This is a genomic window from Roseisolibacter agri, from assembly GCF_030159095.1.
Lineage (GTDB): Bacteria > Gemmatimonadota > Gemmatimonadetes > Gemmatimonadales > Gemmatimonadaceae > Roseisolibacter > Roseisolibacter agri.
In genome coordinates, this window is record NZ_BRXS01000008.1 from 99,615 (window position 1) to 113,011 (window position 13,397).

The 13,397-nt window shown below is 74.6% G+C and carries 9 protein-coding genes; 6 read left to right on the top strand and 3 right to left on the bottom strand.

Features of this window, described 5'->3' with window-relative positions; genetic code table 11:
* Window positions 1-178: 178 nt before the first annotated feature.
* Window positions 179-1,891, bottom strand: coding sequence for a hypothetical protein (locus rosag_RS23555; protein ID WP_284352634.1), 1,713 nt, complete (start codon window positions 1,889-1,891; stop codon window positions 179-181).
* A 1,139-nt stretch (window positions 1,892-3,030) separates the two neighbouring features.
* Here rosag_RS23555 and rosag_RS23560 point away from each other — a divergent pair.
* Window positions 3,031-4,554, top strand: coding sequence for a reprolysin-like metallopeptidase (locus tag rosag_RS23560; RefSeq protein WP_284352635.1), 1,524 nt, complete (start codon window positions 3,031-3,033; stop codon window positions 4,552-4,554).
* Between the two features lie 47 nt (window positions 4,555-4,601).
* Here rosag_RS23560 and rosag_RS23565 read toward each other — a convergent pair whose 3' ends face one another.
* The gene (locus tag rosag_RS23565) at window positions 4,602-5,393 is read right to left on the bottom strand and encodes a response regulator transcription factor (RefSeq protein ID WP_284352636.1); all 792 of its coding nucleotides are present in this window, start codon (window positions 5,391-5,393) and stop codon (window positions 4,602-4,604) included.
* 270 nt (window positions 5,394-5,663) lie between these two features.
* Between rosag_RS23565 and rosag_RS23570 the strand changes: the two genes are divergently transcribed.
* From rosag_RS23570 to rosag_RS23590, 5 genes are all read left to right on the top strand, one after another.
* Window positions 5,664-8,111 carry a TonB-dependent siderophore receptor gene (locus rosag_RS23570; protein ID WP_284352637.1) on the top strand — a complete coding sequence of 816 codons (2,448 nt, stop codon included), beginning with the start codon at window positions 5,664-5,666 and terminating at the stop codon, window positions 8,109-8,111.
* 360 nt (window positions 8,112-8,471) lie between these two features.
* Window positions 8,472-8,798, top strand: coding sequence for a heavy-metal-associated domain-containing protein (locus tag rosag_RS23575; protein WP_284352638.1), 327 nt, complete (start codon window positions 8,472-8,474; stop codon window positions 8,796-8,798).
* A 12-nt stretch (window positions 8,799-8,810) separates the two neighbouring features.
* Complete coding sequence (locus rosag_RS23580) at window positions 8,811-9,254, top strand: cupredoxin domain-containing protein (RefSeq protein WP_284352639.1); 444 nt, start codon at window positions 8,811-8,813, stop codon at window positions 9,252-9,254.
* Window positions 9,255-9,294: 40 nt separating this feature from the next.
* Window positions 9,295-11,718, top strand: a complete 2,424-nt coding sequence (locus rosag_RS23585; protein ID WP_284352640.1) for a heavy metal translocating P-type ATPase — start codon at window positions 9,295-9,297, stop codon at window positions 11,716-11,718.
* A 260-nt stretch (window positions 11,719-11,978) separates the two neighbouring features.
* A complete protein-coding gene (locus rosag_RS23590) occupies window positions 11,979-12,350 on the top strand; it encodes a metal-sensitive transcriptional regulator (RefSeq protein ID WP_284352641.1) in 372 nt (123 codons plus the stop codon).
* A 525-nt stretch (window positions 12,351-12,875) separates the two neighbouring features.
* Here the strand turns inward: rosag_RS23590 and rosag_RS23595 are convergent.
* A complete protein-coding gene (locus tag rosag_RS23595; RefSeq protein ID WP_284352642.1) occupies window positions 12,876-13,385 on the bottom strand; it encodes a hypothetical protein in 510 nt (169 codons plus the stop codon).
* Window positions 13,386-13,397: the final 12 nt, after the last annotated feature.

Consider the following 13,397-nt stretch of genomic DNA (forward strand, 5'->3'; position numbering starts at 1 on the left):
CGCGCAACCTGGAGGCGCGTCCGCATGGACGCAAGCGCGTCGACCTCGCGCGAGCCGCGTCGATGCCCCACGCCGCTCGTCGCCGCTCGTCGCCGCTCGTCGCCGCTCGTCGCCGCTCGTCGCCGCTCGTCGCCGGCGGCCATCGGCGGCCACCAGCGACACCGGCGGCCACCGGTGCCTACGGGACGAACGGGGGCAAACCGACCAGCGCGATGCTGACGTACGGTTTGCTGGGCCCGTACGTCTCTCGCGTGCTCAACTCATCCGGGTCGCGCAGGGTGGTGCCGACGGTCTGCCCGGCGAGGACGCTGTGCTTCGTCCACGCCCGGCCCACTCCGAGCTTGACGTTGTATAGCAAAACGCCCGCGCCGACCGCGAAGGCCCGCAGGTCGGCCGACGGGTTGATGGTGAGTTCCGGCAGGTAGACCGCCCACGGGACGCGCGCGTCGCGGTAGTCGAGCCCGCGCCACGTCGACGCGAGCACGAGGCCGTAAGTGAAGCGGCCGTCCGTGGAGCCGGCTTCCTGCACGCGGTACGTGGTGTCGTCGAGCTGCTTCGTCGCGAACTTCGGGAACTTCGCGTTGGGGACGCCGACGAACGCCAAGCCTACCGTGGGCCGGACCAGCCAATCGGGGTGGACGCTCGCCTTCATCGTGTACGGCGCGCCGGTGCGCGTCCGCGCCACGCCCGGCACAGTCGTGGGGGTCACGGCGACGGTCACGTCGCGCCCGCTGTTCCATGACGCGCTCACCACGTCGTCGCACGTCATGGTGCGCGTCGCCCCGTAGGTGCGCCGCACCATCTGCTCGATGGCGTAGGCCGCCGCGAGGAGGGCGTCGGCGTCGCTGAGGGCGCTCGCCCCCCGCTCGACGAGCCGCTTCTCGGCGGCGGCGGTGTTCGGGTCGTTCGACGGCTGGGCGGTGACGGCGCTGGCGAACGCGCCATACCGCGCGCCGAGGACCGACAGGGCCGTGGTGAGGCGCTCGGTGGCGCGCAGCCGCGCGCAGTCCGGTCCCTGGAAGACGCAGTCGGCGCTGAGCGACGTCTGGTACGTCCCGAGCGCGAGTGGGCTGTCGGGCGGAAGCCCGCGCATACGTTCGAGTTCCGCTGCCGTCCGCGTGAAGATCGTCCGCAGCCCGCGCGCGCCGGTGAGCGCCTCATCGATCTCCTCGAGCGCTTGGCGTACGACCGGTTCGTCACCGCGTCCACCGGGGGCCGCCGTAAGATTGGCCGCCGCCCGGCGGTACGCGTTGTTCGCCGCCGTGTCCGGCCGTGCGGCCGCCGCCAACGCCATCTCCTGCAGGTAGGGGCCGAGGCCCTTCAGGAAGCCCAGCGCGGCGTCCACTTCGGCGGTGCTCGTTTTCGTCTGCCCCACGTCGCAGTCGAACACCGCGGAGTTAGTCCGGGCGACGACGACGGTGAGCTTGAACGGGCTCCGGATGCGGAGCTGGTCTCCCGACTCGACGGGCCGGCGCCTGAAGGTCGCCGTCTTCCCGGCGTGGTCGAGGAAGAGGGTGTCCGCCGTCGGGGCGGGGCCGGCGGCGGGTGCTTGGGCGACCGCGAGCGCCGGGCTGGCGAGGAGGGCGGCGGCGCAGGCGGCGCGGCGCACGGCGGAGGCGACGGCGACGCGGGCACGGTGCGACACGGCGGCGAGGCAGCGGTGCGGCCGCCGGGCGCGGGGCCGGCAGTCCAGCGGAGGCTGGTATAGCATGCGGATCGGCATGCGAATCGGTGGGGTGTTGGGCACCGACAGGTTCGCGGCGATCCGGCGGCGTCGCAGGGAGCGCGGCGCGGCAACGATACAGGCACCGGGCGGAGCCGTCAAACCGAGCCGCGTCTGGCGCCGCCGGCCTGCGCGGCGCCCCTCGCGCACGCGACGGCGGACGCGCATACTCCGGACGGGTCGCCCCCACAGGCCGCGCGGGCGCGGCAGCGGCGCGGCAGCGGCGCGGCAGCGGTGCGCCGCCCGACGCCGCCCGACGCCGGGACGCGCGGGGCCCGCGAGGCGTCCTCGGCTCCGCGACGGTGGGCGGCGCCGGCGTCCGCCTCGGACCGGTCACCGGGACCGCCATGCCGCATCCATATGTGCGTTGGACGCCCGACGACTGGCGTTGGGCCGTGCCCACCCGCCGTTGCGTGTCGCCGCCCAGGCGCGCCGCCGCGCCGACCCTCGGCGTCCTCTTCGGGCTCACGTTCGGCATCGCCGCTCCGACGGCGGCCCAGGTCCCCGGTGGCGTGCGGCCCGACCCCCCGCCGTCGCCCGACAGCATCTGGCGGGTCATTCCGCCGACGCCGAAGTCCGGCGCGCAGGCGAACATCACGCTCGGCCCCGCGACCATCAGCCGGGCGGACCTGTTCCGCCTCGCGCAACGGTTGACGCTCGCGCCGGTGGACACGGGGGCCGGCGCGCGCCAAGGCGGCCTCGAGTTCTGGCTCCCGCGACCGTCGGCCCTCGGCCCGCTGCGACGTCGACCATCGGCGGCCGCCGGTGCGGGGCGGGACGACGTCGACCGATACTACGTGCGGCTGCTTGTCCACGAGAGCAGCGCGCTGGCCCCGGAGCTCGCGTCCCGGCTGCCGAAGTCGTATCGCGCGCGCGGGGCGGACGACCCGACCGTCACGGCGCAGTTCGACCTTACAGCCGACGGCCTGCGTGGCGTCATCTTCGCGCCCGGCGGCACGTTCCCGATTGCGCCCGTGCCGTCTGCCGCGTGGCTCGGGCCGGGCGTGCACGCCTCGGATGTCGGCGGCGGCGGACGATTGCAACGCCGTCCCGACGGCGTCCCGACGCAGCCGGTCACGCCACCGCGACCGGTGCCGTCGGGGCGACCGGACTCCGGGGCGCGTGTCGGGTCGCCGACGGCCACGGGGCCGTCCCCCGGGCCGTCGGCGGCGCCCACCAGGCGGGCGGGCATCGCCGGCCGGCCCGCGCCGCGACCCGCCGCACGACCCGCGGCGCGATCCGCGGCGCGATCCGCGGCGCGATCCGCGGCGCGATCCGCGGCGCGGGATTCTGCGGACCAGGCACCCGTGCCGCTGCGGACGCTTCGGCTCGTCGCGGTGGCGACGGCCGACTACACCGCCCTCTACGCCCGTGGGGCGGTGGACACCGCGGCCGCGCGCGACTCGGCGCTGGTCGGGATCAACCGCACGCTCCGCTACGTGAACGAGATCACGGCGCGCGACCTCGGCGTGGTGTTCACCCTCATCGCCGCGTCGCGGTCGCTCCTGTTCGTCGGCGCGAACCCGGCTCGCTTCGCGCCCCCACGGGCGGCCGCGCCGGGGCAGGCGCCGTCCGACGATGGCGCGGTGATCCTCCGCGAGAGCCGCGCCGTCGTCGACTCCCTTCTCCCGCCAGGCACCCCGTACGATGTGGCCCACGTGTTCGGGGTTGGCGGCACGTCGTGGGCGGAGGTGGGCGCGCTCTGCGACACCGCGCGGATGACGCAGGGGGTGTCGCTCGTCCCATTCCGCCGGGGCGCCGCGGCCGCGCCCCTGACGGACGAGGAGGAGTTGTACTTCGCGACCGACGTCGTGGCGCACGAGATCGGGCACCAGCTCGGCGCGACCCACACGTTCAACACCGTCGCGGACGAGTGCGCGGACGGTCGATGGGGGCCCACCGCGTTCGAGCCAGGGAGCGGGTCGACCGTAATGGCGTACCCGGGCCTCTGCGAGTCCGACTTGGTGCAGTGGCACGCGGGCCCCTACTACCACGCGGCCAGTATCCAGCAGGTGCGCGATCTGCTCGCGGCACGCGCGCCGGCGTGCGGCGTGCCCCGCGTCGTCGATAACCGAGCGCCCCGGGTCACGGCGGCGCCGCGCCGCGTGTTCGTCCCACGCGCGACGCCATTCCGGCTCACCGCGCGGGGCGACGACCCGGAGCAGGACCCCGTGTACTACACGTGGGAGGAGTACGCGCGCTCGGATTGGGCGCCCGCCGCCTCGCCCCCGCTCGGAGACGACGACGGTCACGTGCGGCCGCTGTTCCGGTCGTTCCCGCCCGACGCGGCGCCGACGCGCACGCTGCCCGGCCTCGTGGCGCTGGCCTCCGGCCAGGCACCGTACGAGTCCCTCCCGAGTGGCGCCGTCCTTCCGCGAGTGCCGGGCATGCGGCGCCTCACCTGCCGGGTCACCGCACGGGACTGGCGCGGGGGCGTGGCCTTCGATGACGTCGCGGTGGACGTCGTGCCCACGGCCGGCCCGTTCCGGGTCACCGTGCCGGCCGCGGGCACGCAGCAAGTCGTCCGCTGGCGCGCCGCGCGGACGACGGAGGCGCCGCTACACTGCGCGACGGTCCGGGTGACGCTCGTGGCGGAGCCGGGGGGGCCGTACGACGTCGTACTCGCGCCGGCCGTCCCGAACCGCGCGGAGCAGGTCACGGTGCGGGTGCCGCGCATGCTGGCGGCGCGCGCCGCGCGCGTGCAGGTGGCGTGCGCGGACGGCGCGTTCTTCGGGCTCTCGTCCGGCGACGTGGAGATCGTCGCGACCGCGGACCCTGCGGGGCGGCCCGCCCGACCCCGCGCGGTGCGGAGGGCGCGGACGACGCCGTAGCGCGTGGGCGGCGGGCCGCGCTCCGTCGCGCTGCGGCGCGGCGCCGATCACAGTGTCGGCGGTCGATGTGTCGGTGGTCGACCCAGTCGGCTCGATGGCGCCGGAAGCCCAGAGACGCCGGGGTCCGGCCCGGTCGCCCCGTCCAAGCCACACGCGATGACGTAGCGTGTGAGGATCGCGGGCGACGATCCGCCGACCTTGCGCGCGAGGCTCTCTCGGTACGTGTTGACGGTGCGCAGGCCGATCCCGAGGGCGCCGGCGATCTGCTTGCTCGTCAGCCCGGCGGCGACACGCACCGCGACCTGACGCTCGCGCCGGCTGAGGGCGGCGACGAGCCGCGGCATGGGGCAGTGCGCGCGCAGCGCGCACGCCGCGCACCCGCCGTCGAGGAGCGCGCCCACGGTCGCGCAGAGTTCCACCACGCCCGCGTCGTTCGGGATGCTCATCACGGCGCCGTCCGGCGGCGTTCGGTCACCGCCCTCGGCCCTGCCGTCCGCCTCGCCTCCGGCGTCTCCGAGGCAGAGCACACAGACGCCCGGCGTCTCGGCGCGGACTCGCGCGACGGCGGCGTGGTCGGCGGCGTCGCGCGGCGGCGTACTCACCAGCACGACCGCCGGCCGGACCTGCCGCGCGAGCGCAGCGGCGCGCGGCAGGTCCGGCGCCTCCGCGACGACCACGAACCCCGGCATGCCGCCGAGCACGGCGCGGAGCCCGGCGCGCATCAGGGCGTGCTCGGCGACCACCAGGATCGATGTCTCCGCGGGCGGCGTCGTGGGCGCATCCGCCCCGAGCAGCGGCAGCGGGCGTACGCGACGGGCGCGGGTGGCCTCGGCGGCCACGTCGAGAGTAGCGGGGGACGGTCGCATTCTATGCCCGATAATATCACTCTGGATTGCGGGAGCCAAGCACTGCGCGGCGGCGAGCACTGCGCGGCGAGCACTGCGCGGCGGCGGCTGACGGGTTCGCCCGCCGCGGGTTCGCCCGCCGCGGGTTCGCCCGCCGCGGGTTCGCCCGCCGCGGGTTCGGGAGTATTGCCGAAGTGCGGCCGCGACCAGCCGCGGCGATGGTTCGCGGGCGCATCCACGCGCTGTCTCTCTTCCCAGACCCCCGTGCGAACACTCGTCGCCCTCGGTGCACTCGGCTGCGTCGCCCTCAGCGCTGGCAGCACGCCAGTCGCCGCCCAGTCGGACGCCCAGCCGCCGTCTCCGTTCCCCACCACCGCGCGCCTGGCCGGCGCGCCCCGCGCGTCCGCCGACACGACCGGCCGCCGCCACTTCGAGATTCCTGCGCAGCCGCTCGCGGACGCGCTGGCGGACTTCGCGCGCCAGGCTGGTGTGCGTGTCCAAGCGGACGCGACGGCGCTCACCGGCGCCCGCTCGTCCGCCGTCACCGGCACCCTCACGCCGGGAGACGCGCTTCGCGCACTCCTGCAGGGCACCGGCCTGACGGCGCGGTTTCCCGACGCCCGGACGGCAGTCGTCGCCCAAGCGGGACGGGACGCTGCCGCGGGTCAGCCGCTCCGCCCGGTGGTGATCACTGGCGCGGCGGGTCGGCGGCCCGGGTACGGCGCGCGGCAGACGACGTCGGCCACGCGGACCGAGACCCCGCTCCGCGACACGCCGCAGGCCGTGACGGTGGTGACGCGCGAGCTGATGGACGACCAGGCGATGCAGGGCATGGCCGACGTCGTGCGCTACGTACCTGGGGTGACGATGAGCCTCGGCGAGGGGCACCGCGATCAGCCGACCATCCGGGGGAACAGCACGACGGCCGACTTCTTCGTCGACGGCGTGCGCGACGACGCGCAGTACCTCCGCGACCTATACAACGTCGACCGCGTCGAGGCGCTCAAGGGCCCGAACGCCATGACCTTCGGGCGTGGGGGCGGGGGGGGCGTCGTCAACCGCGTGCTCCGGGAGGCACAGTGGGTGCCGACTCGGTCGCTGACCCTTGCGGGCGGCTCGTTCGCCCACCGGCGTGGGACCCTCGACGTGGGGCAGGGGGTCGGCCCGCTGGCGGCGGCGCGCGTGACCGGAATGGCCGAGCGTTCGGGCGGGTTCCGTGAGGCCGCGCGGGTGGAGCGCTACGGCGTCAACCCGACGCTCGCCCTCGCAGCCGGGGCGCGCACGACCGTGCGCCTCGGGTACGAGTATTTCCGCGACGACCGCCGCGTGGACCGCGGCGTCCCCTCATTCCAGGGGCGGCCCGCCGTCGCCGCGCGAACGACCTTCTTCGGCAACCCCGCGGTCAACGAGGCGTGGGCGAACGTGCACGCCGTCGGGGCGACGGTCGAGCACCAGGGCACGCGTGGCATCACCGTGCGCAACCGCACGCGCGCCGCGGACTACGACAAGTTCTACCAGAACTCCTATCCGGGCGCGGTGAACGCGGCCGGGACGCAGGTGGCGCTCACCGCCTACAACAACACGATCCGGCGACGGAATCTGTACAACCAGACGGACCTCACCGGGACGCTCTCGACCGGCGCGGTGCGGCATACGGTGCTCGTCGGCGCCGAGGTCGGTGGGTCGCGCACCGACCAGTTCCGGACGACGGGGTACTTCGCCGATGGCACCGCCAATGGGACCACCAACGGCACCACCTCACTCTCGGTCCCCCTCAGCGCGCCGACGATCTCGACGCCGGTGACCTTCCGCCAGAGCGCGACGGACGCCGACGGGCGCGCGACCACGGGGACCGCGGCGGTCTACGCGCAGAATCAGATCGCGCTCTCCCCGCAGTGGCAGGCGGTCCTCGGGCTCCGCTACGAGCGGTTCGGCATCGTGTACCGGAACAAGCGCACGGGCCAGGAGCTCGCGCGGACCGACCGGGTGTGGTCGCCGCGCGCGGGGCTCGTGTTCACCCCGGTGACGCCGCTGTCGGTCTACGGCGGCTACGGCGTGTCGTACTTGCCGAGCGCCGGCGACCAGTTCACCGCGCTGACCGCGACGTCGCAGACGCTCACGCCGGAGCGGTTCCGGAACCGCGAGCTCGGCGTGAAGTGGGAGGCGGGCCCCGCCCTCGCGCTGTCTGGCGCCCTCTACCGGCTCGACCGGACGAACACGGCGGCGCCTGACCCGACCGACCCCGCACGCACGGTGCAGACGGGCGCGCAGCGGACGACCGGCTACGAGGTGGGCGTCTCGGGCAACGTGACGCGCGGGTGGCAGATCGCCGGCGGGTACGCGTGGCAGCGGGCGACGCTCACGAGCACGACCGCGGCGGCGAGAGCGGGCGCGACGGTGCCGCTGGTGCCGCGCGCCGCCGTCTCGGTGTGGAACCGCTATCAGATCGCGCGTCCGCTGGGGCTCGGGCTCGGCGTGGTGCACCAGACCGCGATGTACGCCGCTGTCGACAACACGGTGCGGCTCCCGGGATTCACGCGGGTGGACGCCGCGGCATTCGTGTCGCTCGCGCCGCTCGTGCCACGGCTGGGCGCCCAGGTCAACGTCGAGAACCTGTTCGACCGGTACTACGTGGGCACGGCGTTCAGTAACAACAACTTGATGCCGGGCGCGCCGCGCACGGTGCGTGTCGCGCTCACGATGGGCCGCTGACGCTGCTGATGCCGGCATCGCGGTACCAGCCGGCCGCCCTCCCCCTCCGGCGCCCGCGGACGAGCCGAGTTGCACCCGCGCTGGGCGCGCATCCGCGTGCCGTCGCGCTCCCACCCCGCGGCGACCACCCTGACGTGCCCGGTCTCAGCCATCGCTCGGCCGCCGCTCGGCCGCGGCCGAGCGGCGGCCGAGCGGCGGCCGAGCGGCGGCCCAGGGGCCGGTGGTGTGGCGACTGAGGACGACCCACGGGACACAACGCCGGGGGCACGGGGTCGGCGCAGGCCCTTGCATACCCCCAGGGGGCATACTAACATTATATTACCCCCAGGGGGTATTCAACTCGCATCGGCAGGAGGAACCATGGAGACGGTCAAGCTCGCGATTTCCGGGATGACGTGCGGCCACTGCGTGTCGAGCGTGCGACAGGCGCTTGAGACAGTGCCCGGGCTGCAGGTCGAGAACGTCCGCATCGGTGCGGCTACCGTGCGGCTCGACGGGACCACGGAGTCCGCCACCACCGAGGCGGCGCTCGCGGCCGTGCAGGGCGCGGGGTACGAAGCATCGGTCGACGCCCCGCGCGCGGCGGACGCGAGCGAGGATGCCACGGCGGGCTGCGCCTGCTGCGCACCGCGCGCGGAGGTGCCCACGCCGCTCACGAGCACGCGTACCGCCACGCCGTCGGCGTAAGGGCGCCCACCCGTGACCGCCATCGACTGGCTCGTGATCGCCGCCGGCGCGTCCGCCGTCAGCTGGGTGCTCTGGTACTTCTTCGCCGCCGAGCGCGTCGGGGCGGTCGCGACCCTCGCCCCGGCGTCAACCGGGACGTCAACCGGGACGTCAACCGGGACGTCAACCGGGACGTCGGGCAGCGGGGCCGTGCAGGCGCAGCAGGCCACCATCACGGTGAAGGGCGGCTACTCCCCGGCCGTCGTGCGGGTCAAGGCCGGCCGGCCGGTGCGCCTCGCGTTCGACCGGCAGGAGACCTCCGGGTGCTCCGAGGAGGTGGTCTTCGCGGACTTCGGCATCCGCCGCTACCTGCCCGCCCATGAGCAGACCGTCGTCGAGGTGACGCCCCCCGTCCCTGGCACCTACGCATTCACCTGCGGCATGGGCATGCTGCGCGGCAAGCTCGTCGCCGAGTGAGTCCGCGGCACATCCCCCGCGTTCCGAGAGAGTCGCTCCCATGACCACCGCGAATATCACGCACTCAGGGCCCGCCGCCGAGAAGGTCGTCATCCCGATTACGGGGATGACGTGCGCGGCCTGCCAGGGTCGCGTTCAGCGGACGCTGCAGAAGACCCCGGGCGTCGTGGACGCCGCGGTGAACCTGATGATGGGCAACGCCACCGTGTCGTACGACCCGGCGGCGGTGACCCCCGACGCGCTCATCGCGACGATCCAGAAGACCGGCTACGGCGCCGAGCTGCCGCCACCCGACGCCTCCGCCGTCGACGAGCAGGCCGCGCGCGACCGCGCGCAGGAGGAGGAGTTCCACGAGCTGCGTACGAAGGCCGTGGTGAGCGGCGTGGCGGGCGCGGCGGCGATGGTCGCCTCCATGCCGCTCATGGCCGGCGATCACGCGGCCGGGCACGCAGGCATTGTCGCCGACCCGTTCATGCGCTGGGCGATGCAGTCGCTCACCCCGGCGCTGCGCGGCGCGGCGCCGTGGCTGTACGCGATCCCGACGGGCGCCCTTTCGTGGGCGCTGCTCGCCGTCACGCTGGGCGTGATGGCGTGGGCGGGGCGCCACTTCTACACGCGCGCCTGGGCCGCCTTCCGCCACCACGCGGCGGACATGAACACGCTGGTCGCCGTCGGCACGGGCGCGGCCTTTCTGTACTCGGCCGTCGCCACGGCGGCGCCCGGGCTGTTCCGCGCCGCGGGGCTCGCGCCGGACGTGTACTACGAGGCCGTCGTCATCATCATCGCGCTGATCCTCACCGGCAACGCGTTCGAGGCGCGCGCCAAGCGGCAGACCTCCTCCGCGCTGCGCGCGCTCGCCGCGCTGCAGCCGAAGACCGCGCGCGTGCTGCGCCCCACCCCCGACGGCGGGCAGGCCGAGGTGGATCTCCCGGTGGAGGCGGTCCGCGCGGACGACCTGGTGCTCGTGCGCCCCGGCGAGCGCGTACCGGTGGACGGTGAGGTGGTGAGCGGCGAGAGCGCCGTCGACGAGAGCATGCTCACCGGCGAGTCGCTGCCGGTGGCGAAGAAGCCCGGCGACCGCGTGATCGGCGGGACCATCAACCGCACCGGCGCCTTCCGCTACCGCGCCACGACGCTCGGCGCCAGCAGCGTGCTCGCGCAGATCGTGAAGCTGATGCGCGACGCGCAGGGCTCGCGCGCGCCGATCCAGGCGCTGGCCGACCGGATCAGCGCGGTGTTCGTCCCCGTGGTCCTGAGCATCGCCATCGTCACGTTCACGACGTGGTTCGTGGCGGCGCACGTGACGGGCACGCCCGCCGGCGCGGCGCTGGTGCGCGCCTTCGCGGCCGCGGTCGCGGTGCTGATCATCGCCTGCCCGTGCGCGATGGGGCTCGCCGTGCCCACCGCGGTGATGGTCTCGACCGGAAAGGGCGCCGAGCTCGGGGTGCTGATCAAGGGCGGCGAGGCGCTGCAGCGCGCCGGCGACGTCAGCACCGTGGTGCTCGACAAGACGGGCACCGTGACTGAGGGGCGCCCGACCGTCACGGACGTGGTGCCGGCGGCGGGCACCGTCCACGCGAGCGCCGCCGGGCGCGACGCGCTGTTGGCGCTCGTCGCCTCGCTCGAGAGCTCGAGCGAGCACCCGCTCGCGGATGCCATCGTCCGGCACGCGAAGGATCAGGGGTACGCCGTCCGGGCGCCGGAGGCGTTCGAGTCCCACACCGGGCGCGGCGCGACGGGGGTCGTGGACGGGACGGCGCTGGCCGTGGGCAACGAGCGGCTGATGGCCGACTGGGTTATAAACGTCGCGCCGCTGCGCGCCGACGCGGAGCGCCTCGCCGGCGAGGGGAAGACGCCGATGTACGTCGCCGTCGACGGCGCGCTGGCCGGCGTCATCGCGGTGGCCGACCCGATCAAGGAGACGTCGCGCGAGGCCGTGCGCCGGCTGCGCGCGCTCGGGCTCGACGTCGTGATGCTCACCGGCGACAATCGCCGCACGGCGGAGGCGGTGGCGCGCGCGGCCGGGATCGACCGCGTGGTGGCCGAGGTGCTCCCCGACGGCAAGGTGGCCGAGGTGCGGCGCCTCCAGGAGCAGGGGCGCGTCGTCGCGATGGTGGGCGACGGGATCAACGACGCCCCCGCGCTCGCGCAGGCCGACGTGGGGATGGCCGTGGGGAGCGGCACCGACGTGGCGGCGGAGGCGGCCGACGTGGTGCTCATGCGCGGCGACCTGGCCGGCGTCGCGCGCGCCGTCGAGCTGTCGCGCCGCACCATGCGGACGATGAAGCAGAACCTGTTCTGGGCGTTCGTCTACAACGTCGTCGGCATCCCGGTCGCCGCGGGCGTGCTGTACCCGGCGTTCGGGCTGCTGCTGAGCCCCATCCTCGCCAGCGCGGCGATGGCCTTCAGCTCGGTGAGCGTGGTGTCGAACAGCCTGCGTTTGCGCCAGGCGCGCGTCGACTGACGCATCGCATCCCACCGCACCGGACCGCACAGACCCGCTGCACGTCCGAGCACGAACGGCGTGCCGCACGGCGCGTCCGGTGTCCGTCCGCCCCACCGGTGAGACGCTCGGCGCGCAGGGGCGCTGGCTGGGGGGCGCCCACGGACGTCCCAGTCGGATGGCATACGCCCTGGGGGTATGTTAACATTGTGCAGGAGACCGCGGCGCGCGTCCGCATGGGGCGAGCGCGGCCGAGGTCGGCAGTTGACGCGGACACCAACATGCCGACGAAGACCACGCGCGAGCCGGCGGAGCTCACCCAGGCGGCGAGCTGCGGGTGCGGCACGGACCACGACGGCGACGGCCGAAAGGCGGCCGGCGTCGATGCGGAGGCCAAAACGCGCAACCTCAAGCGCCTGCGGCGCATCGAGGGGCAGGTGCGCGGACTGCAGAAGATGGTCGAGGAGGACCGCTACTGCGCCGACATCATGACGCAGATCTCGAGCGTGCACGAGGCGCTGCGCGCGGTGGGGCGCGAGCTGATGCGCAACCACCTCAAGCACTGCGCGTCGTCGGCGCTACGCGGTACGTCCGAGGAGGCTGAGAGCATGTACGACGAGCTGGTGGACCTCATGTATAAGCACAGTCGCTGACGGCCCGCCGCGCCGGCGCGGCGGGCCGACTCGTGTGTGCGTCGGAAGGGGAACGGGGCGCATCATGTGCCCAGCGGAGGTGCGGTCCGGCCCAGAGTGCATCAGCCCACACTACGTGCGCTGCCATCCGGCACGGCACCCCGAACTGGCCCGCGATACGCGCCCCGACGCGCTGAGCGCCCACCATCGGGCCTGTAAGCGGGATGAGACGGAGCGTGGCGTGACCGCTCCCGAGCGCGGCGGCCGCGGGACCGTGACGCCCGGGCCGAGCACCGCGTGGCGAGCGGCCGCGCCCGTGGGCGCTCGATCCGTGGCCCGTCTACGGCGGCCACTGGCCCAACGGGCGCCGCCTTCCGAGGGGCCCCCGAGGTCGCGTGGCGGCGCCGCCGTGGGCGCCGCCGTGGGCGCCGCCGTGGGCGCCGCCGTGGGCGCCGCCGTGGGCGCCGCCGTGGGCGCCGCCGTGGGCGCCGCCGTGGGCGCCGCCGTGGGCGCCGCCGTGGGCGCCGCCGTGGGCGGCGTGTCGTGCTACCCGTCCCGTTGCCGCAGCTCGGACGCGATCCCGGCCAGCACGCGGGGGAAGTCCTCGCGAAGGACGCGTGCCGCAAGGGCGGTCAGCTTCTCAGGCGTGACGAGCGTCTGTCGAATGCCTAACGCACGGACCGTGTCGAGCCACGTCAAGGCGCCGAGCCACAGCACCTGCGCGCTGTCGGTGTGGAAGTCGCCCAGCTCGACCGATGCGGGGTCGTCATCGGCGAAGTAGCGGTCGACGGCGGTGAAGTCGCGGTCCGCGCGGCGGCGGTCGGCGCGCGCATGCGTCAGCATCTGCGCGGCACTCGCGTGATCGAACCACTCGAGTTCCGGGAAGCCTCGCATGTACGCGTCTGCGTAGTTGACGTCAGTGCGCCGCTGCAGGCTGTACTCCGTGTCCGTCAACACGAAGGCGAAGCGCTCGTACCCGGGCACGTCGCGCGCATGCAGCAGTTCGGCGGCGAGGCGCCACCACCGCTCGTGCGAGCCGCGCGCGGCGAGGGGCACGGGGACGACCGC